A 24860-nucleotide genomic window follows, 5' to 3' on the forward strand; every position below is an offset into this window, starting at 1 on the left:
AGAGGTAAAAAAGGGTCAAACGTACCCCTGAACCCAACAAAATGCCGTTTTTAGGCGACCCGCGTTCCAACCTGAAAAGGATCGTCCAGCAGGCCGAAGATATGGGCTATGTGATGAACGCCGGACCGGAATGCGAGTTTTTCCTGTTCACCGTCGATGAAGAAGGCAATCCCTTGATTCATACCCAGGATGAAGCCGGTTATTTCGACTTGGCTCCGGTGGACCTGGGGGAAGACGCCCGCCGTGACATGGTGTGCACCCTGGAAGATATGGGCTTCGAGATTGAGGCCTCCCATCATGAAGTGGCCCCCGGGCAGCACGAGATCGATTTCAAATATGGTCCGGCCTTAAGGGTGGCCGACGACATCGCCACCTTCAAACTGGTGGTAAGGACCATCGCTCAGCGCCACGGACTGCATGCCACTTTCATGGCCAAACCGATTGCGGGCATCAATGGTTCAGGGATGCATACCCATCAATCCTTATCGACTTTGGATGGCCAGAATGTATTCTATGATCCTGACACCCCCAATCAGTTGAGCGATATCGCACGCTGGTACATGGGAGGCATTATAAAGCATGCCCGGGGTTTGACCGCTATAACCAATCCCACGGTCAACTCTTACAAGCGGCTGGTTCCGGGTTATGAAGCCCCGGTATATGTAGCCTGGTCGGAACAGAACCGCAGCGCCTTAATCAGAGTCCCCGCCAAACGAGGTGCGTCTACACGCGTTGAAGTGCGGCATCCTGACCCGACCTGCAACCCTTACCTGGCTATGGCCGTAATGCTGGCATCTGGGCTGGACGGCATCAAGAATAAGATCGAGCCCCCTGCTTCAATAGATGCCAACATCTATCGCATGAGCCAGGCAGAGCGGGAAAGGCTGGGGATTGCCAGCCTGCCCGGATCACTGGCCGAAGCACTCCAGGCCCTGGATGAGGATGAACTGATTAAGGATGCCCTGGGACCGCACATCTATACCAAATATGTGGAAAGCAAATGGGCCGAGTGGGAGCGTTTTTGCCTGGAAGTCCATCCCTGGGAGACCAAAGAATATCTGCGCAAATTTTAAAGGGATTAATTGGATGGAGAGGAGGGATTCCCGGTGTTAAAACTGGAAGGAGATATCAGAATTCCGAGCGGCTGCGCTATTGCCGCGGTTATGAACCGTTCCGCAGAGCGTTTCGATGGCCATACCATCATAGCTTCGATAGCCACTATGCACAAACGTTCCAACGGATTGGGCGGCGGCTTTGCCGCATATGGGATCTATCCGGAATACCGGGATTATTACGCCCTGCATGTTTTTTACGATGATGACGGCGCCCGGCAGATGTGTGAGAGATATCTGCAGCACCACTTCAGAATAAAAGACCGTGAGCCGGTGCCGGTGCGCCGCACCCGGAAAATAACCGACGCCCCGCTGATATGGCGTTACTTTGCGGTGCCCCGGGAAGATAGGCTTTACCGTGAACAGCTCGGGGAGGAGGACTTCGTGGCCCGGGTGATGATGACCATCAATTCCGACCTGCGCGGGGCCTTCGTGGCTTCCAGCGGCAAGGATATGGCTGCTTTTAAAGGGGTGGGTTACCCTGAGGATATCGGGGAGTTCTTCCGCCTCGAAGAATATCAGGCTTACCTGTGGACCGCACATGGCCGTTTCCCTACCAATACCCCGGGATGGTGGGGAGGAGCCCATCCTTTTACACTGTTAAACTGGTCGGTGGTGCATAACGGGGAAATCTCGTCCTACAGCACCAACCGGCGTTATCTGGAGATGTACGGCTACAAAATCTCGCTGCAGACTGACACCGAGGTTATCGCCTACGCTTTTGACTTCCTGATGCGCCAGCAGGGTCTGAGCCTGGAGGATACTATCGATGTGATCGCGGCTCCCTTCTGGTCGAACCTGGAGCAGGAGAAGCAGGCCCATCTGCGCCGCAAATATGCCGGTCTCCTATTGAACGGCCCCTTTTCCATCATCGTTGCCACCAACAACGGTCTTATGGCGGTTAATGACCGCATTAAGCTGCGCCCCCTGGTGGCTGCCACCCGGGATGAGTTTCTGTATGTGGCCAGTGAGGAGTCAGCCATACGGGCAGTTGCTCCAGTACTGGACAGAGTCTGGTCTCCGGGCGGGGGAGAACCTATCATCGGGCTGCTCTACAACAAGAAGGGCTTGTTGGAGGCGAGCCCGGTCGGGTTGCAGACGGATGCCCAGTCAGCCTAAGGCAGGTGAGAAATATGACCCTGAGCATGTTAACCCCCGCGTTCACAGTGGGCCGGAATGAAGAGCGCTGTATCCGCTGCGGGGTATGTGTAAACCAATGTATCAACGAAGTGCATCACCTGGATGAAGACGGCTTCATGTGGGTGACGGATAAAAACTGTGTGGGCTGCCACCGTTGTGCGGTGTTGTGCCCCACCCAGGCCCTGGCCATAACCGAGTTTCCACTGGCCTTCAGACCCAATAACTACTGGTCATCTGCCAGCCTGCGTGAGATCTATGCCCAGGCTGAAACCGGCGGGGTGCTACTGACCGGCATGGGAAATCCCCGCCCTTACCGGAGTTACTTCGATCACCTCCTGCTAAATGCCAGTCAGGTAACCAATCCGTCCATAGATCCCCTGCGGGAACCCATGGAATTGACCACCTATCTGGGCAACCAGGCGGCCATGCTGGGAGAGCGGGAAAAACCGCTTTTGAAACTGGAGGTTCCGGTAATGTTCTCCGCCATGTCCTACGGCGCGGTGAGCCTCAATGTTCAGAAATCCCTGGCCAGAGCCGCCAGGGAGATGGCAACTTTCTGGAATACGGGCGAAGGCGGGTTGCATAGCGATCTTAAAGAGTACGCGGACTCTACCATCGTTCAGGTGGCATCAGGGCGCTTTGGGGTTACCCCCGATTATTTAAACAATGCCGCCGCAGTAGAAATTAAAATCGGTCAGGGGGCTAAACCGGGTATTGGCGGACACCTGCCGGCGGAGAAGGTTTCCGCGGATGTGGCTAAAACCCGCATGATCCCGGCCTGGTCTGACGCCATTTCCCCGGCTCCGCACCATGACATCTATTCTATAGAAGACCTGGCCCAGTTGATCGAGACCTTGAAAGTGGCCACCAACTATCAGAAGCCCGTCTCGGTCAAAGTGGCCGCCGTTCATAATATATCCGCCATCGCATCAGGTATGGTCAGAGCCGGAGCCGACATAGTGGCTATCGACGGTTTTCGCGGGGCCACCGGGGCTGCTCCCATGCGTATCCGTGACAACATCGGCATCCCCATTGAAATGGCCATTGCCCAGGTAGATCAGCGTCTGCGCGATGAGGGCATCAGGCAAAGTGTTTCGCTGGTGGCAGCCGGCGGGATCCGCAACAGTGCTGATGTGGTCAAAATCCTGGCCCTGGGGGCTGATGCGGTGTATATCGGCACAGCCGCGCTGATCGCCCTGGGCTGCCACCTCTGCCAGACCTGCTTTACCGGGCGCTGCAACTGGGGCATCGCCACTACCGACCGGCAGCTGAGCAAACGGCTTAATCCTGAAATTGGAGCTATCAGAGCCATAAATCTGCTCAAGGCCTGGGAGCACGAGATCAAAGAGATGATGGGTGGCATGGGCATTAATGCTGTCGACAGCTTGAGAGGAAACCGCCTCATGCTGAAGGGCATTGGCCTGGAGCAGCATGAGTTGGAGTTGTTGGGCGTAACGGCGGCTGGAGATTAGGGGGATTTACATGAAGGTACAGAATAATTCCGAATACTGCCTGGGCTGCGGGCTGTGCCAGGTGTACTGCGCAGCCGCCCATGACGGTTACAACGGCAATGTGATTAAGGCCTTTAAAAAGGGAACCCCCCAGGCCCGGGCGGGTTTGATCAAAAAGAATCATGAATCCTGGATCAATACCTGCAGGCATTGCCAGGATGCCCCCTGCATCAATGCCTGCATCACCGGCGCACTACAGAAGGATGAAAAAGGCACCGTGTTTATTGACAGCCAGCGCTGTGTGGGCTGCTTCACCTGTGTAATGGTGTGCCCTTTTGGACATATACAGCCTTCCCGGGATTCTTCCCGGGCCATAAAATGCGATCTGTGCCGCGGCTTGTCCGGGACGCCTGCCTGTGTGGCTTTCTGTCCCAACGGCGCACTAAGACTGGCAGAGGAGGTGGATAGACCGTGAGATACGTTATAATAGGCAATTGCATCGCAGCGGCGGGTGCGGTAGAAGGCATCCGCAGCGCCGACCAGAAGGGAGAAATCACGATAATCGACGGGGAAAAGCGCGGTTGCTACACCCGCCCCTTGATAAGCTATCTCCTGGCGGGCAGCAAACCGTCTTCTCTGCTGTATTACCGCCCCGAGGAATTCTTTGCCCAGCAACAGGCCCGGGTAATAGCCGGCCGGGCAGTCAGGATCGATCCAGCCGAAGGCCAGGTTGTGCTGGAAGACGGCAGGAGCGTTGATTATGACCGCCTGCTCCTGGCTACCGGAGCCAGTCCGGTGATACCCGGCCTGCCCGGCATAGAACAGCCCTGGGTAAAAACCCTGTACACCTGGAAAGATGCCGAGGAAATTGAGGCCCTGATCGAAGCGGGAGGTACGGCCGTAGTCCTGGGAAGCGGACTGATCGGCATAAAAGCCGCTGAAGCCCTGCATCAGCGGAATATGAAAGTAGTGATAGTGGAGAAGCAGGAACAGATACTGCCCCGTTTATTGAGCCCCTGGAGCGCAACAGCAGCGACCCGGCATCTGGAAGAACAGGGCATACAGGTGCTGACCGGGCGCGAGGCCATGTCCATAACGGAACAGCATCAGGTCGAGCTGGATAACGGCGTTAAAATACCGGCCCAGCTGGTGATAGTGGCAGTGGGCACCCGGCCCAATCAAGCCCTGGCCCGGGATGCCGGACTGGAAACCGGACAGGGTATTATTGTAAACCGGCATCTGCAAACTTCAAACCCCAATATATGGGCAGCCGGGGATGTCATAGAGACCCGCAATATCTTGAGCGGAACTGCTGAGGTGATGGCTCTTTTGCCCCTGGCCCATCTGGAAGGCTACCTGGCGGGGTGCAATATGGCCGGCAAGTCTGCCAATTATCCCGGGGGGATATTTTTGAATGCGGTTCATTTTATGGGAATGCACATCATAGCTGCGGGCGACCCTAATAGCAGCGGCACAGTGCTGAACTGGCAAGAAGGGCAAAGCTCTCTGGAGCTGACCATCGACGGAGAATACCTGGTGCGGTATATCTCCATCAATATTCCCGGCATAACCGGACCGCTGACAGCCATAACCGAAAAACAGATGAAGATCGCGGCAGGGGAGTGGCAAGAATTTATCAAACAACCCTCCATAGCCAACCTGCCGGCGGCTTATCTGGCAGAGACAAGGAGGTGGGAGGATGATGGCAGTCTTCGATGCGGTTGATTACGACCAGCATTCACTCCTGGAGGCCTTGAAGGCCAGCCCCGATCAGGAGATCGAGGTATTGAACCTCAATGGCCACCGATACCTGGGCTGCGGTTGGAAGAATAGCAAGAGATTGGTATTGCGCGGCACTGCCGGAAACAACCTGGGGGCTTTCGCTGACGGACCCACTATTTTGCTCTATGGCAACGGGCAGGAAGGGGTCGGAAATACCATGAGCGACGGCGAAATCGTAGTATACGGCCGGGTGGGCGATATCGCCGGCTACGGCATGCGCGGCGGGGGTCTGTATATCAGGGATGATGCCGGATACCGCCTGGGGATACACATGAAGGCTTATCAGGATAAGCGCCCCGTCATTGTAGTGGGCGGCCAGGCCGGGGCTTTTGTGGGGGAATATATGGCCGGGGGCACCATTATCGTTCTGGGTGTTAACGGCTCCAATCGAAGCCTGATCGGGCCATATTGCGGAACTGGCATGTATGAAGGCGAAATCTATATGCGCGGCGAGGTCCCCCGGAGGCACCTGGCAGAAAATACTAAAACTGAAGTCCTGCATGGAGAAAAAGATTTACAGAGCATATTGCCTTATCTGATGCGATTCGCGGCGCATTTTTCATACGATATAGATCTCATTCTGGCGGAACCCTTTACCCGTTTAACAGCTGTGGATAAGCGCATCTTCTCCCATATGTATACCGGGTTTACGGGCTAGGACCTGACTGTAGAGACTAAATAGGCACATTGAACACAGGTGGTGAAGGAGGAAACCATATGGAATTTGTGAAAATGCATGGTCTGGGCAATGATTTTATTGTTGTAGAAGCCGCTTCTTTCGAGGATGCGGCCTGCTACCAGGCCGTGAGCGCAGCCTGGTGTGAACGCCATTTTGGGATTGGAGCCGATGGCATTCTGGTTACCGGGCAGGATTCCCGGGCAGACATATTCATGCGCATATTCAACCCCGACGGGTCGGAAGCTGAGATGTGCGGAAACGGCATCCGCTGCATAGCTTTGTATGCCCGTAAGGCGGGGCTGGTCGACCAAGATGCTTTTGCGGTGAAGACCCTGGCTGGAAACCGCCTGATACGCATTGTATCAGATGAAGCGGTGCGGGTGGACATGGGCCGTCCCATTCTGGAACGTCCTCTCATTCCGGTACAGGGAGAAGGCAGCAACCTGGATATCCCGGTAAATTCCTATGGTGAGTGGTTCAAGGTCAATGCCGTATCCATGGGCAACCCCCATGCCATCATTTTTACGGAGGATGTCAGCCAGGTGCCCCTGGCACAGTGGGGGGCCAATCTGGAGAGACATCCCATCTTTCCGGCAGCCACCAATGTAGAGTTCGTCGAGGTCAAGGGCAGTTCCGAGATCATCGTCAGGGTGTGGGAACGCGGGGCCGGTGTCACCCTGGCCTGCGGAACCGGCGCCTGTGCTTCGGTGGTGGCCGCACATCTGCAAGGCCACACCGGACGCGAGGTTCTGGTGCACCTGCCCGGGGGCGACCTTTTAATAGAATGGAACCGAAATGATGACCATGTCTACATGACCGGGCCCGCCCAGGCGGTATTCAGGGGCATTATCGGCGACGACAGTAATGTTTGAGGCTAAGGAGGAGTGATTTATTATGAAAGCGAACCAGGCTATGCAAAACCTGCCCCCTTATCTGTTCGCCCGCATCGAAAAAAAGATTGAAGAGGCCCGGGAGCGGGGCATAGATGTCATCAATTTGGGGATTGGGGATCCTGACCAGCCCACTCCCCAGCACATCATAGACGTTATGGCCCAATCGATTAATGACAGCCCCAACCATCAGTATCCCAGCTCAGCAGGGCTGCTGCGCTACCGCGAGGCCGTAGCCGGATGGTATGGAAGGCGCTTCGGGGTGCAACTGGATCCTAAAACAGAAGTGGTGTCACTTCTGGGCTCCAAAGAAGGCATCGCTCATATATCCTTTGCTTATCTGGATCCAGGGGATATCAACCTGGTTCCTGATCCAGGCTACCCGGTATACGCTATCGGCACTCAGCTGGCCGGAGGCAAGCCCTTTGTGATGCCTTTGCATGAAGAAAACGGTTACCTGCCCGTTCTGGAGGATATTCCGGCCCATGTAGCCAGGGAGTCTAAACTCATGTTTATCAACTATCCCAACAACCCCACCGGAGCGGTGGCGGATATTGGTTTTTACCATAAGGTCATCGAATTTGCAAGAGCTTACGATATTCTGGTGTGCCATGATGCGGCTTATTCCGAACTGGCTTATGATGGCTATCAGGCCCCCAGTTTTCTACAATTGCCCCAGGCCAAAGAAGTGGGGGTTGAATTCCACTCCCTCTCCAAAACCTACAACATGACCGGTTGGAGAATAGGCTGGATGGCGGGCAACAGAGATGCGGTGGAAGTGATGGGGCGCTTCAAATCCAACGTGGATTCGGGTGTTTTCCAGGCCATACAGTATGCCGGGATAGCTGCTTTGGAAGGTCCTCAAGACGCCGTGGCGGAACTGCAGCAAATGTACCAGGAGCGCCGTGATGCGGCAGCGGAAGGTATGAAGCAATTGGGCTGGAAATTCAGGCCCCCCCTGGGCAGCTTCTATATGTGGGTCAAGGTGCCTGCTGATTATACATCGGCTGAATATTGTGAAATGATTTTGGAAAAAGCCCAGGTCATCCTCACCCCCGGAAACGGCTACGGACAGTACGGGGAAGGTTATTTCCGGATTGCTCTTACCGTGGACACCTCCAGGATCATTGAAGCCTTTAAGCGCATAAAAGCCATAAGCTGAACCGAAGGACTATATGCGGTGGAACTGTAATAAACAGAAAATAACTGATATAATTCGGCTATACATTCCCTTGCATCCTGCAAGGGTCAGACCGTCGACAACAGCGAATACCTGCGTTGCTCAATAGGTCCGCTCAATCAACGTACTATTTGTACGCCTCAATCGCGGGCCTATTGAGCGCCTTACTCTTCGCTTCCGTCGCTCGCTCTGCACAGCTTACTGAGCGATTGATGCTGCCCGGCGGCTTCAGGTGCAGGAGCGGCCCGGCCAATCACAGGAGGAAAAAGTGCAAATAATTGACCTCACCCATTTGATTTCGGAGGACATGCCGGTTTATCCGGGCACTGCGGGGCCCAGGATGCGGCTTGCCAATTCTTACGATGTACATGGGTTTAAAGAGACTTTGATCAGCATGTATACGCACACCGGGACCCATATGGACCCTCCGGCGCATCTCTTTCCAGGCCGAACCACCCTTGACAAGTTCCCGGTTTCGCAATTCGTGGGCAAAGCGTTGGCAATAGATTGCTCCGATTTGACAGCCGGACAGTCTATCACTGTGGAGCGTATCAACCGGGTCAGGGAAAAGGCCGACCAGGCGGAGTTTATCCTTTTCCGTTCCGGCTGGGACCGATACTGGGGAACGAATGATTATTTCGGAGACTACCCTTGTATCGCTGATGATGTTGCCGACTACTTGATAAAAGGGAATAAAAAAGGGGTGGGAGTAGACGCCATAAGCATCGATCCTATCAGCGACCAAAACCTGACCATGCACAAAAAGTTGTTTAAGTACAATGAAATGGTGGTCATAGAAAACCTCACCAATTTGCACCTGCTGGGCGGCGGCCTGTTTACACTATGCGCCTTTCCCTTAAAACATATTGATGCGGACGGCTCTCCCGTCCGGGCGGTGGCTCTGCTGGACTGATCAAGGCATGGCCTGAAGGCCTTCAATATTTTAACGGTTATTTCCCGCTCATAAAGGCTGAAGCCATGATAGGGGTTTTGCCTTATCATTTAACCCCGCGACTGGCTCAGTGTTGATAGAAATGGGGACCCTATGAAAAAATAATCATAGGGTCCCTTTTAGCGCGGCGAAAAATTTCTCGTAAACCGCCGTATCAAGCCCTTGGCCATTAAAACAATGAGTTGCTTTAATAAAAAGTTGTTGTAACATTATACACTCGGTTGTATAATTATAAGAGTTTTTAACTTTGAATTATAACAAGGAGGCCTGAGGGCGTTGCATAAGGTTGGAATTGTAGGCGACGGCTATACCGCCGCGGAATTGTTGAGAATACTGGCCCAACATCCTGCGGTTCAAGTGATCGCGGTATTATCCACGGAAAATATAGGCCAACGTATTGATTATTTATATCCCCATCTCAGCGGTTTTTGTGACCTGACCTGCGAAGAGAGCGACGTAAAAAAACTGGCGGGTCGCTGTGAAGCAGCCTTTCTGGCGCTTCCCCACGGGGTTTCCATGGAAATGGCCCCGGAGCTGCTGGCAGCGGGCATCAAGTGCATTGATCTGGGAGCCGATTTTCGCCTGAAAGACGCGGCCCTTTACGAGCATTATTACGAACTGCTCCATGCTCAACCGGGCTTGCTCAAAGAAGCGGTATACGGCCTGCCAGAATTATACCGCCAGGAAATCAAAGCGGCCCGTCTGATCGCCAATCCGGGCTGTTTCCCTACCAGCGCCATTGTACCCCTGGCGCCGCTCTTGCGAGCGGGGGTGCTGGAATGCGAAGGTCTGGTGATTGACTCCAAGAGCGGCGTATCCGGGGCGGGGCGCACCCTGAAACAGAGCAGCCACTTCTGTGAGGTCAATGAGGGCATAAAGGCTTACGGGGTGGGCAGCCACCGCCACGGCCCGGAAATCGCTCAGGAACTGAGCTTGGCGGCCGGGTGTGAAGTGGAAATGGTTTTCACCCCGCATCTGGTTCCCATGAACCGCGGCATCCTCACCACTGCTTACGCCCGGCTGGCCCAGGGGGTTAAGGCCGAAAAGGTGCGCGCCACCCTGGAGGAATTCTACCATCAGGAGCGCTTTATCAAAATACTGCCGGGTGATACCGTGCCCAATACCAAATGGGTGTATGGCAGCAACTATGTACATATCGGGCTGCATGTCAGCCCGCTCAGCCGGCGAGTCATTCTGGTATCGGCCATAGACAATCTCAACCGGGGGGCTTCCGGTCAGGCCGTGCAAAACCTCAACCTGCTGCTGGGGCAGCCCGAGCACGAGGCTATAGCCGGCGCCGGGGTATACCCTTGATAACGACCCGATAAGTTGAAGCGGAGGAAATAACAATGAAAGTAATTGAAGGAGGCATAACCGCGCCCCAGGGTTTCCTGGCCCAGGGGGTGTGTGCCGAGATTAAATATAAGAACCGCCGGGACGTAGCGGTCATCTATTCAGCGCTGCCCTGCACTGCAGCCGCAGTTTATACCACTAATGTCGTCCATGCGGCCTGCCTGGATGTGTGCAGAAGTCATCTTGAAAACGGCAGGGCTCAGGCGATTGTGGTCAACAGCGGCAACGCCAACGCCTGCACCGGGAAACAAGGGCTGGACGATGCCATTGAAACCGCAGTTTACGCAGCCGGGTTGCTGAATATCGAGCCTCAGGATGTCTTGGTGGCCTCCACCGGGGTCATCGGGGTGCAGCTGCCTTTAGAGCGGGTGCTCTGCGGGGTAAAGCAGGCGGTTTCCACCCTGACCCCAGAGGGCTCGGGCAATACCGCTATGGCCATTATGACCACCGATCTGGTGAAGAAAGAGATAGCAGTGCAGATCGAACTGCAGGGCAGAACCGTAACTATCGGCGCCATTGCCAAAGGCTCCGGCATGATCCACCCCAATATGGCAACCATGCTGGCCTTCATCACCACTGATGCCAACATCGAAGCGGAGTGCCTGAATAAACTGCTTAAATCCTCGGTAGGGATTTCATATAACATGATCAGTGTGGACCGCGATACCTCGACCAATGACATGGCCGCGATCCTGGCCAATGGACTGGCGGCCAACCCGGTCATTGATGATGAACACAGCCCTGATTACAAGACTTTCAAGGCGGCTCTGGACTATGTCAACACCGCCCTGGCCAAAAAAATCGCCCGGGATGGCGAAGGGGCCAATCATCTGGTGGAGGTTCAGGTGGTTGGAGCTGCGGATCAGAATGCGGCCCGCACCATAGCCCGCTCTATCACCGCATCCAACCTGACCAAAGCCGCTATTTTCGGCCATGATGCCAACTGGGGACGCATTTTGGCTGCAGCCGGCTACTCCGGGGCCGTTTTCGATCCTTCCCGGGTAGACATATACCTGGGGCGGGAAAAGATGTGCCAGAACGGCATGGGCTTGAGTTTTGACGAGGAAAAGGCCCGTAAAGAGCTGGAGCGGGAGAACGTGACCATCATCGTGGATTTGAAGTCCGGTGATGGTCAGGCTACTGCCTGGGGATGCGACCTCTCCTACGACTATGTGAAAATCAATGCGGACTACCGCACCTGATACGGGTGTATACACACATTCCCAGAAGTGGGCATAGACTGGATACTGGCGGATCGATTTAGTAACCGTGAGGAGGAGAAAGAGATGCACCTGTCAGCCCTGGAAAAAGCTGAGATCCTGGTGGAGGCCTTGCCATATATAAAGGAATTTTACGGGCGCACCGTGGTGATAAAATACGGCGGCGCAGCCATGGCGAAATGCGACCTCAAACAGAAGATCATGCAGGATATCGTATTGATGAAATATGTGGGGATGAACCCTATCGTGGTGCACGGCGGGGGGCCGGAGATCACCCAAATGCTGAAACGCCTGGGCCTCAAGAGTGAATTCGTCAACGGGCTCCGGGTCACCGACCGCTCAACCATGGAAGTGGTGGAGATGGTTCTGGGGGGCAAGGTCAATAAAGAGATCGTAGCCGGCCTCAACGCCAACGGCGGTCAAGCCATCGGCATCTCCGGCAAAGACGGCAGCCTGATCAAAGCCCGCCCGGTAGGGGATACTGCCCAAATGGGCTATGTGGGTGAGGTGGTGCAGATTAACCCGGGGATCATTGAAACCCTGATCGCCAACAACTATATCCCCGTCATCGCGCCCATCGGCATCGATGAAAACCAGGACAGCTACAATATCAATGCCGATCTGGTGGCTTCGGCTATCGCAGCTGCCATGAAAGCTGATAAACTGGTGTTATTAACCGATGTTCCCGGACTGTTGAAAGATGCCCGGGATCCTTCCACACTGATTTCGGTATTGAAACTGAGCGATGTCGATCAGTATATAAAAGACGGCACCATCGCCGGAGGCATGCTCCCCAAGGTGGATTGCTGCCTGGAAGCGGTGCGGGCCGGGGTAGGCCGAACCCATATCATCGATGGCCGGGTTCCGCATGCCATCCTTTTGGAGATATTCACCAAAGAAGGTATAGGCACTATGGTGGTTGATGAGTGAGCTTTCAGACCTGCAGTTTAAATTTAGGGAGGTCGCAGTTATGAGCAATGTTGATATTGCTGCTCAGGGGCAGCAGTACATAATGAACACCTATGGGCGCTATCCGCTGTCCTTTGTGCGCGGGCAAGGGGGCCTGCTGTGGGATGCGGACGGCAAAGCCTATCTCGATTTTGTGGGCGGCATCGCGGTCTGCATCCTGGGACACTGCCACCCCGAGCTGGTGGCAGTAATCAAAAAACAGGCCGAGACCCTGTGGCATATCTCCAATCTGTACTGGATTGAGCCGCAGGTCAAAGCGGCCGCCAAACTGGTGGAAGGCTCCGGCCTGGATAAGGTCTTCTTCTGCAACAGCGGCGCCGAGGCCGTCGAAGCCGCTATAAAACTGAGCCGCAAATACTTTTACCGCCAGGGTCAGCCCCGGCGCAATCACATCATCAGCTTTTTACAGTCTTTTCATGGACGCACCCTGGCCGCGGTTACCGCCACCGGACAGTTGAAATACCAAGAAGGCTTTGCCCCTCTGCCGGAGGGCTTCCAGTACGCCGAGTTCAATAATCTGGATTCAGTGAAAGCCTTGATCAATGAAGAGACCGCTGCGGTTTTAGTTGAACCGGTGCAGGGCGAGGGCGGCATCAGGCCGGCCCGGGCCGACTTCCTCAAAGGCTTGCGGGATTTATGCGACCGAGAAGGCATTCTGCTCATTTTTGACGAGGTGCAGTGCGGCATGGCACGCACCGGCAGTCTGTTCGCCTACCAGAACTACGGGGTCAAGCCTGATATAGTCTCAATAGCCAAGGGACTGGGGGGAGGTTTCCCCATCGGAGCGATGCTCAGCACCGACCGGGCCGCCAGCGGCTTTGCCCCCGGCGACCACGCTTCAACCTTCGGGGGCAATCTCCTGGCAACCGCGGTTGCAGAACAGGTTTTGAAAATAATAAGCGCCAGGCCTTTCCTGGACCGGGTCGGCCAGGCCGGGCAGTATTTGATGAACAAGCTGCAGGGCATCTCAGACTCGCGCATAGTGGAAATTCGCGGTCAGGGGCTTATGGTGGGGATTGAGATGTCTGTGGAAGTGGCTGACATCATTAACCGCTGCATGAGCAAGGGCCTGCTGCTGGTAGGAGCCGGCCCCAAAGTGGTGCGCATGGTGCCTCCCCTGACGGTGAGTGATGATGAGATCGAGCAGGCTGTGGCTATCTTTGCCCAGGTTTTGGGGGAATCAGCTGCCGGCTGAAATCATCGCCTAGAAGAAATATATATATGAAGGAGTGTATTAAATGTACCAACTCAGTGATCTCATACGGGGCCGGGATTTTATAAGCATACATGACTTTACGCCGCAGGAAGTGGCTTACATACTTGAAGCCGCGGTTGAAATTAAAAAGCTTCAGAAAAAGGGTGTCGCCCATTCTTACCTGGCCGGAAAAACCCTGGGCATGATCTTTCAGAAGGCTTCCACCCGCACCCGGGTGGCTTTTGAAGTAGGGATGTATCAACTGGGCGGCCATGCCCTGTTTTTAAGCCCCAGAGACATACAATTAGGCCGGGGTGAAACCATCAAAGACACCGCACTGGTTCTGGCCCGCATGTTGGACGGCATTATGATCCGCACCTTTGATCATGATGAAGTGCTGGAACTGGCCCGCTGGTCCTCGGTTCCGGTCATAAACGGCCTCACCGACCTTCTGCACCCCACCCAGGTGATCGGCGATATGATGACCATTCTGGAGCATAAAGGCGGGCTTAAAGGCCTGAAACTGGCCTTCATCGGCGACGGCAACAATGTGGCCCATGAATTGCTTTACGGAGGCGCCAAGGTGGGCATGGACGTAGTCATCGCTTCTCCGGGCGGGTATGAACCTGATCCGGTAGTTTTCAAACAAGCCCGGGAAGATGCGGAACAGAGCGGGGCCAGGCTGTGGGTGGTTAACGATCCGGCCCAGGCCGCTCAAGATGCCGATGTCATCTATACCGATGTCTGGGCCAGTATGGGGCAGGAAGAGCAGGCCGGTCAGAAAGAGCAGGCCTTCCGGAGTTATCAGGTCAACAACCAGCTGATGAGCCTGGCCCGCCCTGATGCCATAGTATTGCATTGCCTTCCCGCCAAACGGGGCAAAGAAATTACCGACGAGGTCATGGACGGACCGCAGTCAGCCATTTTCGACGAATCGGAGAACCGTCTCCATGCTCATAAAGCCATCATGGCTTTAACCATATAAACTTGCAGGTTCTGATTATCTTGGGGGAGGGGATGGAGTCGAACTGGGTGATTGAAGAAGCCAGGCCGGAGAACATACCAGCTATGATAGAATTCTGGCAGGAAATCGATGGGGTCGGCCTGGGCCGCAGCGATGAACCCTGGGCATTGGAGATAATGCTGACCAATAATCCGGGCTCCTGCTTGATAGCATGGCAGGGAGAAACTATGGTGGGCACCATTCTGGGCGGATTCGACGGCCGGCGGGGGATGATATATCATCTGGCGGTTTCGCCCCCCTGGCGCCGTCGGAAGTTGGGAAAGGTTCTGCTGGAGCGCTGTCTCAAAGTAATGAGGCAGCGGGGAGCCGTCAAGGTAAACCTGTTCGTTTACCGGGACAACAGCGGTGCCATCACTTTTTACGAAGGACTGGGCTGGGTGCAAAGAGAGGACATCCATGCTTATTCCTGGGATTATCCGGCCGGCTTTGAAGAAAATTGACGAACAGGGGATTGAAGCGGGTTAAAATATTAATGTCATAAATATCACTATTGGGAGGAAAACACATGGCCAAAATCATTCTGGCATATTCGGGAGGGCTGGATACCTCCATCATCATTCCCTGGCTGCGGGAGAATTACGGCTATGAGGTCATCGCGTTCTGCGCCGACCTGGGACAGGGTGAAGAATTGGACCCGGTGCGTGAAAAAGCGGTTAAATCAGGGGCCTCCAAGATTTATGTGGAAGACCTGAGAGAAGAATTCGTGCGCGAGTATGTCTACCCGGTGATGAAATCCGGAGCCATATATGAGGGCAAATACCTCCTGGGGACTTCTTTTGCCCGGCCTTTGATCGCCAAATACCTGGTCAAGGTGGCCGAGATGGAAGGAGCTGAGGCGGTATGTCACGGCGCCACCGGCAAAGGCAACGATCAGGTGCGCTTTGAGTTGACTGTCAAGGCCTTGAATCCCGACCTCAAAATTGTAGCCCCCTGGAGGGAATGGAACATCAAGTCCCGGGAAGACGCCATTGATTATGCCCTGGCTCACGGGGTGGAGGTCCCGGTCAGCAAGGAAAAGATCTACAGCCGCGACCGCAACCTGTGGCATATCTCCCACGAAGGCGGAAATCTAGAGGATCCCGCCAACGAGCGCAAAGATGATGTCCTGGTGTTGACCGTACCGCCGGAACAGGCCCCGGATAAACCCGCCTATGTGGAGATAGGCTTCGAGCAGGGCGAACCGGTATCCCTGGACGGCAAGGATTACGGCCCGGTGGAACTCTTGAGTGAACTCAACCGCTTGGGCGGGGCCAATGGGGTGGGGATCGTCAGCCTGGTGGAAAACCGCCTGGTGGGGATGAAATCCCGCGGCGTGTATGAAACCCCGGGAGGAACCATCCTTTACCGCGCCCATGAAGAACTGGAGCGGCTTACCCTGGACCGCCGCACCCTGCAATTCAAAGAGCAGATGGCGGTAAAATATGCCGAACTGGTTTATGACGGCAACTGGTTCACAAAACTGCGCTACGCCATGGATGCATTTATCAACGAGACTCAAAAGACCGTGACCGGGTCGGTCAGGGTCAAGCTCTATAAAGGCAGTTGCGAAGCGGTGGCCTCCCAATCACCCTATTCTCTTTACAATGAGCAACTGGCCACCTTCAGCCAGGATGAATTCTACAGCCACCAAGATGCCGAAGGATTCATCAACCTTTTCGGCCTGCCTTTGAAAGTGCAGGCTTTGCTGGAGCGGAGAATTAAAAACCAGCAAGGTTGAGCGCCAGCTTTTCCTGGCATAATTAGCAACCATATCGGAAAGCTGATTTGAAAAGTACAGCAGGATGTCCGGCATCCTGCTGTACTTTTTCATAGTATATGAAAATCAGCGAAAAACCCTGTCCTATTTGACAACCAGCTACAGGTGATTTCCGAAGAGCCGGGGTTGGCTAGGTTCATAAAAATGGGGGCAGGATTGGCTCATGTTTTCGTTGGGCGGGGGTTTATTCATTTGACATCGTAAATAAGCATAAGCATTTGTCAAAACCCTCATACTAGGGTTTACTATAGGCATGGAGGTAATCAAATGGATACTTCTGCTTTCATGTTCGCCTTTGCCTTGACCCTGGCCGCGGGCCTTTCCACCGGAATCGGCAGTGTGCTGGTTTTTTTCACCAAAAACGACAATACCAAGTTTCTTTCCGTCGCGCTGGGTTTTTCCGCCGGGGTCATGATCTATGTTTCAATGGTCGAAATCTATCAGAAGGCCAGAGAAGCATTAGGGCAGGTTCTGGGACCCAGCGCAGGCGATTGGGCCACCGCCGGGGCCTTTTTTGCCGGGATGTTTTTGATTGCGCTTATAGACCGCTTGGTTCCGGCGGAAGAAAATCCTCATGAACCGCATAGAGTCGGAGAGATCCGGGAGGCTTCCTCCCGACCGGTGGACTCGACCAAACTCATGCGGATGGGCATGCTGACCGCTTTGGCCATCGCCATTCACAACTTCCCGGAAGGGCTGGCGACTTTCACCATGGCCATTAAAGACCCTGGCCTCGGCATTGCCATTGCTTTTGCCATTGCCATCCATAATATTCCGGAAGGAATTGCGGTGAGTGTTCCGGTCTACTATGCCACCGGGAACCGCCACAAAGCTTTTTGGCTCTCCTTTTTATCGGGACTTTCAGAACCGGTGGGAGCGCTGGTGGGGTATCTGATTCTATTTAGTTTCTTCAACGATATGGTTTTTGGGGTGCTTTTCGCCCTGGTAGCCGGAATCATGGTTTTTATCTCCCTTGATGAGCTCTTGCCCATGGCCAGGGAGTATGGAGAAGCGCATCTGGCTATTTACGGATTGATGGGCGGTATGATAGTGATTGCAGTGAGCTTATTGCTTTTTATATAGGATTTTTATGAAAAAAATTATTTTTCACGGACCGGGTGCTCTTTATTTTTATCTTTATAATTTTGGATAAACTCCTGCATAGCATTGATGGAATCCATACTGATGACGTGTTCAATGGCGCAGGCGTCTTTATCGGCGACAATGGGCTCAATATTCAATATCGTCATTAAAAATTGGCGGATGACATGGTGTTTGTTGGCGGTAAACTCCGCCAGTTCAAGGCCGGCGGGAGTAAGATACACTTCTTTATACTTTTCATTGACGATCAAGCCCTTTTCGGAAAGAGTGGCCACGGCGCTGTTGGTACTCGCTTTGGTGACCCCCAGTCTGGCGGCGATATCCGATACCCTAGCCCCTTTTCCGTCTCTGGAAAGTTCATAAATTGCCTCTAGATAGTTTTCCATGGTAAAGGTTAGATTTTGCATAGGCTGTCCTTATCCTCACATTTGCATATGACCGCGCTTTTTCTTGGCATTGATTTTACAGCAAAAATCAATCCATCGGCAAGTTTGAAACTGCATAATCAGGTTTGAAGATTAAACTGTGGCACTGTCTGCCAATTAAGGGAAGGCAGTGGGATTGGCGTCCGACCATGAAATTTATTGAGGAATTAAGCGGCCGGTTGCTGCAAAATGAAATCAAAGATAGTAATAAGCGAAATTATCGGAATCACTTGGACATAGGTTTCTCCAGCTCCCGGCCGGTCAGCTTGCGTATAGGAAATATCGCCCTTTGAGATAATAGCTCCAGGAGGTGGGGCTTTGTTTCCGGAAAAAATATATTATGAGCCGGCGGTTTTGAATTATGAACTGGGCAGACAACTGCGGGAGAAGTTTGCGCATGTACCCTGGACAGCCGTTGAAAGCCATAATAATATAGAAGAATTGCGCAAGAATCCCAACCGGGAGTTTGCGTACATGAAACGCTACCTGATCCTGGGGGTGCGAAAGAGTTTAAAATATACCCCCAATCACAAAGTCTCGGATTTTCTGGTTCCTTACACCTCGTCCGGCTGCAAGGCCATGTGCCTTTATTGCTATTTGGTGTGCAATTTCAATAAATGCTCCTATTTGCGGCTTTTTGTCAACCGTGAGCAAATGCTGGAGCGAATCATGAAAACCGCCTGCCGTTCACCCCGGGATTTAACCTTTGAAATCGGCAGCAACAGCGACTTGATTTTGGAGAATACCATAACCGGCAATCTGGAATGGACCATAGAAAACTTCGCCACAAGTCCCAAGGGCTGCCTCACTTTTCCCACCAAGTTCGACATGGTGGAGGCTCTGCTCCCCTTGAATCACGGGGGCAGGACCATCATGCGCATGAGCGTCAATCCCCAACCGATCATCCAAAGGCTGGAGCTGGGCACCTCTTCTTTGCAAGGAAGAATCCAGGCCCTGCGGCAAATGCATGCCGCGGGCTACAAAGTGGGGCTTCTGATTGCGCCGGTAGTATTGCTGGACAACTGGAAAGAGCTTTATGCGCAGCTCATTGAGCAGCTGGCCGACGAACTCAGCGATGAACTCAAGCGGGATTTATTTATTGAAATCATCTTTATGACTTACAGCTATATCCACCGGGTCATTAATGCCGAAGCCTTCCCCAGGGCAGTTCAATTATACGATAAATCCCTGATGACCGGGAGAGGACGGGGCAAATACTGCTATAATTCCGATATCCGGCAGCAGGCCGAGGCATATCTGAGGGAAATCCTGGCTCAAAAACTCAACGGCATACCCATAATATATGTAGTATAGACGGCCTTTCAGACCGCTCCGCTATTAGGCTAAGAATCCCGCTGGCGGGAGCATCTTTAATATAGCTAATTTTCCTCGACTATATAGCTAATATAAGGATTGAGGGGTGATGTCATGCGAGTCAATACTACCGATATAGAACGTTGATAATACGGCCGGTTCTGCCATTGCCATCGTAAAAAGGATGGATGCTCTCAAATTGGTAGTGGATCACCGCCAGTTTCACCAGAGGGTCAACCCCATCAAGATCTTCGTTAATATATCCTTCCAGGTTGGCCATTAGGCTCAAAATTTCCTGCTCACCGCCCGGCGGAGTATAGATGACTTCGCCGGTTGCTTCGTTCTTGAGCACGGTACCCGGTAATTTACGTATTCCGACCTGTTTGTTTTCGATCAGGGAGTGGATATCGATGATCATATTCGTTGTAAGCATTTCCCGCTCCTGAACTAATTGATAACCATGCCAGAGCGCTGTACGATAGCTTACTACTTCCTTGGCGGCCGGGTTTTTATATCCGGCCTGACTCATGGCTTTATACAACTCATCATGGGTGGTAATGATGTTCTCAATAGCAGAACTATCTTTGGCTTCGTTGATGATAACCGCATTGATCAATATATGTTTGTTAGGTATGGTTGCAGCATATCCTTTTAATTCGCCAATGCGCGGTTAGCCCCGGCCAATTGTCTTAAAACAGGCTTGGTTTCCAGTTCTATGTCGGGTGGCAGCATAGGTAATTTATCTTCAATCATTATTCACGTCTCCTTCATATAGGCATTATATGGCTCGCTTTTACCTATGTAAACATTAAATGGGTAAAAAACAAACATTTTTGCCTATGTGAGACGTATACTTTCATTTTAATTGCCGCACGTTCCGTTTATATACAGATAACATGCTGTCCGACATGGCGCCCAAGCAGGGTTGACGGCAGAAACGCGCTGCCGAAGTTCATGATCTTCCAGGTGCTTCTGAACCAGTCCGGGGTATACTCTTTGAACGACTTGGCATGGAATAAAATATTTGATCGTAATAACCGCATTATTAAAGTATATAATAATAGCATAATTAAGACTTAATATTGCACAGGGGTGATTGATAATGATTATTAAGCCTACCACCGCTCTAAGGACAGAGCTTGGTGAAATAACCAGAATATGCAAAGAAAAGTCTGAACCTGTTTATCTTACCAAAAATGGCGAGGGCGAGCTGGTTGTAATGAGTATTGCAGCGTTTGAACGTCGTGAAGCAATGCTGAACCTGAGAGCCAAACTATTGGAGGCTGAACAGCAGCGCCTTAGCGGTGCACCCACCTTTACCACGGATGAGGTGCGGGAATATATCAGGAACCTGTGCAATGAGCGGCTATAAGATCAAAATACTGCAGATTGCTCGCCAAGACATGGTGGATATATATCTGTACATTTTAGCGGACAGCCCCCAATCAGCAATGGCAACGATTGAAAAGATCGCTGACCGAATGGATGCTTTGGCAGGTTTCCCTTTTGCCGGTAAAATCGTACCGGATAATGAGTTAGCCAAGCAGGATTACCGCATGCTGGTTATCGACAGCTATATCGTTTTTTATAAAGTGATCGGGGGCGAAGTGGTAGTGTACCGGGTGCTTCATGGTATGCGGGATTACCCCGACTTACTAAAATGATCACCCGCCGGATAAATAACCGGGTCATCATTGTTTCTGGTGCACTCCGGGACCGGGCCGGTTTCACGATGCCTTCATGCTCCATCCGGCCGACTCCTGCTGCAGGGTCCAAAGGCGGTTATACAACCCCGTCCGGGCCAGCAGTTGCTCGTGCGTTCCCTGCTCCACCACCCGGCCCTGGTTCAAAACTATGATATTGTCGGCTTTTCTCACCGTTCTTAAGCGGTGGGCGATGATGACCACGGTTTTATCGCTGACCAGAGCGTTGATGGCCTGCTGCACCTGGCTTTCGTTCTCCGGGTCCAGGGAGGCGGTGGCCTCGTCCAGGAGCACGATGGGAGCGTCCTTTAAAAGGGCCCGGGCGATCGACACCCGTTGTTTTTCCCCGCCCGAAAGGGTGCAGCCGCCCTCACCCACCGGGGTGTCATAACCCTGGGGGAGATTCATGATAAAGTCGTGACAGCGGGCCTGTTTGGCCGCCCATTCAATTTCCTCCTGGGAGGCGCTCATTTTTCCCACCCGGATGTTGTTGCCGATGCTGTCCTTGAAGAGATAGACGTCCTGAAAAACCATGGAGATGCGGGTGAGCAGGTTCTCCGGGTCGATCTCCTTAATATCCCGGCCGTCCAGCAGCACCCGGCCTTGCTGCACATCCCAAAAACGGGCGATCAGCCGGGTTATGGTGCTTTTGCCGCTGCCCGAGGGGCCGACCAGGGCGGTGATGCTCCGGGGCGGGATGATAAAAGAAACCTCCTTGAGTACGTCGGTATTATCATAGGCAAATGTAACCTTGTCAAATCCGATACTGCCGCCCGCAGGAGCCTCATTTTCCCCGGGCAGGAGTTTTTCATGCCGGATTTGCATGATCCGCTCGGCGCTTAAAACCGAGTAGCGAATCTCAGCGTAGTTAATCAGCACCGCAGTCATCGGCTCAAACACCCGGTTGCCCAGAATCAGAAATAACAGGAAAACCGGCAGGGTAAGCTCTCCCCCCGCCAAGAGGTAGGCGCCCAGGAAAACCATCAGGGTAAGACCGGAACGCATAATAGCGATGGCCACCATCATCACCGGACCCATCATTCCTTCCAGCTTAATAGACTCCCGCATAAGGCGGGCGAAAGCCTCCCGCAGCCGTTCAAACCGTTCCCCGCTTAGATTATGAGACTTGATTTCCCGCATGCCCAAGAGGTATTCCTGCAAGCGGCTGGCGCTGTCCACCTTGGCTTCGATATGCTTCTGGCTCAACCGCAATTGCAGACCGTTGGAAAGCCATACGATCAAGAGCGAAAAGGGCAGGGCGATAAACATTGCCAGGGCCATCTGCCAGTTCATAAACGACAAGCCCAGCAAGGCAATTACAGGAAAAGCCAGCGCGCTTATCATCTGCGGAACATAATGAGAAATGGTGGTTTCCACGGTCGCATAGTCACTCAGCATCATGGTGGTCAGGTCGCCCGGGTCGCGGCTGCCCAAAAAACCCAGCGGCAGCTTGCGCAGCTGTTCGGCCAGGGCGATGCGCCCCCGGGCGGAGGCCGCATAGGCGGCGGTAAAAGTCTTGCTGTAGGCCAGCCCTGAGGCCAGATACTGCACCGGCATCCAGGCAATCAGCACCGCAGATACTATCCACAGCCGGGCGGTATCCATAAGGGTTCCGGGGTTGGCAAAGGATAGGTACATGGTGTTGAAAACGTCAAAAATCAGGGCGGCGGGGATAATTTTGCACAGGCCGTCCAGGAATGAAGCCAACGAAGGTATTATCAGCTCGCCGGGATTGCCGCTGCTGATGTTATAGAAGAATTTATTCACGATACGTTCACCGCCTTGTTTTCTTTTTCCGCTGCCAGGGCCCATTCCCCGGCGTCTATATGGGCCGACCACATACGATGGTACAGGCCGCCCAACTCGATCAGCTCGTCATGCCGGCCCCGTTCCGCAATGCGCCCCTCATCCACCACCAGGATTTGATCGGCCTGGCGGATCGACGACAGGCGATGAGCGATGATGATCACGGTTTTACCCTGGATCAGCCGGCTCAAACCGGCTTGAATTTGAGCCTCGTTTTCCGGGTCGGCAAAGGCCGTGGCTTCATCGAGCACCAGTATGGGAGAGTTTTTCAAGAGCGCCCGGGCGATGGCCACCCGCTGCGCCTCTCCCCCGGAAAGATAAGTGCCGCCTTCGCCGATTTTGGTTTGATACCCGTCCGGCAGGGATTCGATAAATTCGTGGCAGCGGGCCGCCCGTGCGGCCGCCGCCACCTCTTCATGGCCGGCCTCGGCGTGTCCCATACGGATGTTTTCCTCAATGGTGTCATAGAAAAGATGAACATCCTGAAATACGAAAGAAACCAGGTTCATCAGCATCTCGGTTCCGATCTCGCGCACCTCCACGCCGCCGATGCGAATGCTGCCCGTCCCCACATCCCAAAAGCGGGGAATGAGGTTGGCGATGGTCGATTTTCCACCTCCGGAAGGCCCGACCAGAGCCGTCAATTGCCCTTCGCGGGCGTGAAAGGACACCCCCGTCAAGGCTTCAGTCCGGGTGGACTCATCTTGATTGTCATAAGAGAAACACACGTTGTCGAACTCGATAGTATACTCACCGGGCACCCGGGGATTCAGCGGTTCGGCAATCGGCTCCTGTCCAAAAATGGCGTCGATCCTTTCCACTCCTTCAGAGATCATGCGCATGTTCCCGCCCAGATACATGAGCTTCATGATGGGGGTCGACAGGCCGGGAGCAAAAACCAGGAAGAGCATCAGAATCAAGGCGAAAGCTTGATTATCGGGCTGTCCGCTTAAAATAAACACCCCCACCGGCAGGATGAAAGAGAGCAGCGAGGCCGGGATGGTTGTAAATATGATGTAGGGACGTTTGCAGAACCCGGTGTACTCCACCGCCCAATCCCGATAAGCGATGATGGAATTGTGGAATCGCAGGAAGGAACTTACCGTGAGTCCGAACACCTTGACCGCAGGCATTCCTCTGACATACTCAACCCCGGCCGCATTCATCCGCTCCAGTGCGTTGTGATATTCCTTGATGGATTCCAGGCCTTCCTTTCCGTAAAAGACCAGGGCCTGAAGGAAATAAGCCCCGATAATGGGAACGGCACAGACCAGGGCCAGGCGCCAGTCCAAAACAAACATAACCGTCAGCATGATCACCGGCAGGGCTACCGCTCCCACCAGGTCGGGCAGTTGATGGGCGATGAAGTTTTCGATTTTCTCCACGCTCATTTCCAGCAGCTTTTTAATCGCTCCCGTTGACTGGCGGGTATGGTAGCCCATGGGCAGCCTGGCCAGGTGTTGGGCCAGACGCATCCTGAGGTTGTACAATATACGAAAAGCGGCTACATGCGAGGCCATGATACCGGCGTATAAAAACAACAGTGAGCCCAGCAGCGAATATAAGGCCCACAATCCCCATTGCCGGATCAGTTCCATATTGCTCAAGGCCGGGTTAGCTGCGTTTTTCAGTAATTCCTCCACAATAAAATAGGTAGCCACAAAGGGGAGAAACATCAGTGCATTGCTGATTACGGACAAAACCCCTGAAAGCACCAGCAAACCACGTTTCTCACCGGCAATCTCCAAGAGGCGCGCAATACCGGTTTTCTTGCTGGCAGCATCATCATTGTTCATTGATTATCACCC

Annotated in this window: 23 protein-coding genes and 1 pseudogene; 20 read left to right on the forward strand and 4 right to left on the reverse strand. The window is 53.5% G+C overall.

From position 1 onward, the window contains the following. The 17 genes and pseudogenes from glnA to zupT all read left to right on the forward strand — a co-directional run. Window positions 1–1073 (forward strand): annotated as a pseudogene (gene glnA, locus B2633_RS06265) (type I glutamate--ammonia ligase); the annotation flags it as partial. 33 nt (window positions 1074–1106) lie between these two features. After that, window positions 1107–2231, forward strand: a complete 1125-nt coding sequence (locus tag B2633_RS06270; protein ID WP_483169794.1) for a class II glutamine amidotransferase — start codon at window positions 1107–1109, stop codon at window positions 2229–2231. Window positions 2232–2245: 14 nt separating this feature from the next. Continuing rightward, the gene (locus tag B2633_RS06275) at window positions 2246–3724 is read left to right on the forward strand and encodes a glutamate synthase-related protein (RefSeq protein ID WP_481043034.1); all 1479 of its coding nucleotides are present in this window, start codon (window positions 2246–2248) and stop codon (window positions 3722–3724) included. 10 nt (window positions 3725–3734) lie between these two features. Beyond that, window positions 3735–4178: a 4Fe-4S dicluster domain-containing protein gene (locus B2633_RS06280; protein WP_481041503.1), complete on the forward strand. Its 444-nt coding sequence runs from the start codon at window positions 3735–3737 to the stop codon at window positions 4176–4178. Beyond that, window positions 4175–5428: an NAD(P)/FAD-dependent oxidoreductase gene (locus B2633_RS06285; protein WP_483169795.1), complete on the forward strand. Its 1254-nt coding sequence runs from the start codon at window positions 4175–4177 to the stop codon at window positions 5426–5428. The genes B2633_RS06280 and B2633_RS06285 overlap by 4 nt, the downstream gene beginning before the upstream one ends. After that, window positions 5403–6143 (forward strand): GltB/FmdC/FwdC-like GXGXG domain-containing protein, encoded by a 741-nt coding sequence (locus B2633_RS06290; RefSeq protein WP_483169796.1) that lies wholly within the window; start codon window positions 5403–5405, stop codon window positions 6141–6143. The genes B2633_RS06285 and B2633_RS06290 overlap by 26 nt, the downstream gene beginning before the upstream one ends. A gap of 59 nt (window positions 6144–6202) precedes the next feature. Beyond that, window positions 6203–7036, forward strand: coding sequence for a diaminopimelate epimerase (gene dapF / locus B2633_RS06295; RefSeq protein WP_483169797.1), 834 nt, complete (start codon window positions 6203–6205; stop codon window positions 7034–7036). A 22-nt stretch (window positions 7037–7058) separates the two neighbouring features. Continuing rightward, the gene (locus B2633_RS06300; RefSeq protein ID WP_483169798.1) at window positions 7059–8216 is read left to right on the forward strand and encodes an LL-diaminopimelate aminotransferase; all 1158 of its coding nucleotides are present in this window, start codon (window positions 7059–7061) and stop codon (window positions 8214–8216) included. A 286-nt stretch (window positions 8217–8502) separates the two neighbouring features. Further along, window positions 8503–9147: a cyclase family protein gene (locus tag B2633_RS06305; protein ID WP_483169799.1), complete on the forward strand. Its 645-nt coding sequence runs from the start codon at window positions 8503–8505 to the stop codon at window positions 9145–9147. 315 nt (window positions 9148–9462) lie between these two features. Next, window positions 9463–10500: an N-acetyl-gamma-glutamyl-phosphate reductase gene (gene argC / locus B2633_RS06310; protein ID WP_483169800.1), complete on the forward strand. Its 1038-nt coding sequence runs from the start codon at window positions 9463–9465 to the stop codon at window positions 10498–10500. Window positions 10501–10535: 35 nt separating this feature from the next. Next, entirely contained in the window at window positions 10536–11741 is a 1206-nt protein-coding gene (gene argJ / locus B2633_RS06315; RefSeq protein ID WP_483169801.1) for a bifunctional glutamate N-acetyltransferase/amino-acid acetyltransferase ArgJ, read from the forward strand. Window positions 11742–11825: 84 nt separating this feature from the next. Further along, window positions 11826–12689 carry an acetylglutamate kinase gene (gene argB, locus B2633_RS06320; RefSeq protein WP_483169802.1) on the forward strand — a complete coding sequence of 288 codons (864 nt, stop codon included), beginning with the start codon at window positions 11826–11828 and terminating at the stop codon, window positions 12687–12689. Window positions 12690–12729: 40 nt separating this feature from the next. Further along, window positions 12730–13923, forward strand: coding sequence for an acetylornithine transaminase (locus B2633_RS06325; RefSeq protein ID WP_483169803.1), 1194 nt, complete (start codon window positions 12730–12732; stop codon window positions 13921–13923). A gap of 43 nt (window positions 13924–13966) precedes the next feature. After that, window positions 13967–14908 carry an ornithine carbamoyltransferase gene (argF, locus tag B2633_RS06330; RefSeq protein ID WP_483169804.1) on the forward strand — a complete coding sequence of 314 codons (942 nt, stop codon included), beginning with the start codon at window positions 13967–13969 and terminating at the stop codon, window positions 14906–14908. 32 nt (window positions 14909–14940) lie between these two features. Further along, entirely contained in the window at window positions 14941–15387 is a 447-nt protein-coding gene (locus tag B2633_RS06335; protein ID WP_483169805.1) for a GNAT family N-acetyltransferase, read from the forward strand. A gap of 65 nt (window positions 15388–15452) precedes the next feature. After that, window positions 15453–16664, forward strand: coding sequence for an argininosuccinate synthase (locus tag B2633_RS06340; protein ID WP_483169806.1), 1212 nt, complete (start codon window positions 15453–15455; stop codon window positions 16662–16664). Window positions 16665–16970: 306 nt separating this feature from the next. Beyond that, window positions 16971–17786: a zinc transporter ZupT gene (gene zupT / locus B2633_RS06345; RefSeq protein WP_483169807.1), complete on the forward strand. Its 816-nt coding sequence runs from the start codon at window positions 16971–16973 to the stop codon at window positions 17784–17786. A 17-nt stretch (window positions 17787–17803) separates the two neighbouring features. Here zupT and B2633_RS06350 read toward each other — a convergent pair whose 3' ends face one another. Next, window positions 17804–18211: a metal-dependent transcriptional regulator gene (locus B2633_RS06350; protein ID WP_483169808.1), complete on the reverse strand. Its 408-nt coding sequence runs from the start codon at window positions 18209–18211 to the stop codon at window positions 17804–17806. Window positions 18212–18547: 336 nt separating this feature from the next. On the opposite strand from B2633_RS06350, the gene B2633_RS06355 reads away from it, so the two are divergent. Then, complete coding sequence (locus tag B2633_RS06355) at window positions 18548–19543, forward strand: SPL family radical SAM protein (RefSeq protein WP_483169809.1); 996 nt, start codon at window positions 18548–18550, stop codon at window positions 19541–19543. Between the two features lie 127 nt (window positions 19544–19670). Here the strand turns inward: B2633_RS06355 and B2633_RS06360 are convergent, their stop codons facing one another. Beyond that, window positions 19671–20159, reverse strand: a complete 489-nt coding sequence (locus B2633_RS06360; RefSeq protein ID WP_483169810.1) for a Fic family protein — start codon at window positions 20157–20159, stop codon at window positions 19671–19673. A 486-nt stretch (window positions 20160–20645) separates the two neighbouring features. On the opposite strand from B2633_RS06360, the gene B2633_RS06365 reads away from it, so the two are divergent. Next, a complete protein-coding gene (locus tag B2633_RS06365) occupies window positions 20646–20915 on the forward strand; it encodes a type II toxin-antitoxin system prevent-host-death family antitoxin (protein WP_483169811.1) in 270 nt (89 codons plus the stop codon). Continuing rightward, complete coding sequence (locus tag B2633_RS06370; RefSeq protein WP_483169812.1) at window positions 20902–21207, forward strand: type II toxin-antitoxin system RelE/ParE family toxin; 306 nt, start codon at window positions 20902–20904, stop codon at window positions 21205–21207. The genes B2633_RS06365 and B2633_RS06370 overlap by 14 nt, the downstream gene beginning before the upstream one ends. A gap of 63 nt (window positions 21208–21270) precedes the next feature. Here B2633_RS06370 and B2633_RS06375 read toward each other — a convergent pair whose 3' ends face one another. After that, complete coding sequence (locus B2633_RS06375; protein ID WP_483169813.1) at window positions 21271–23058, reverse strand: ABC transporter ATP-binding protein; 1788 nt, start codon at window positions 23056–23058, stop codon at window positions 21271–21273. Continuing rightward, window positions 23010–24848, reverse strand: coding sequence for an ABC transporter ATP-binding protein (locus B2633_RS06380; protein WP_483169814.1), 1839 nt, complete (start codon window positions 24846–24848; stop codon window positions 23010–23012). The genes B2633_RS06375 and B2633_RS06380 overlap by 49 nt, the downstream gene beginning before the upstream one ends. Window positions 24849–24860: the final 12 nt, after the last annotated feature.

Origin of the sequence: Syntrophomonas sp. UBA1041, assembly GCF_002316705.1 — a bacterium.
GTDB lineage: Bacteria > Bacillota > Syntrophomonadia > Syntrophomonadales > Syntrophomonadaceae > DTU019.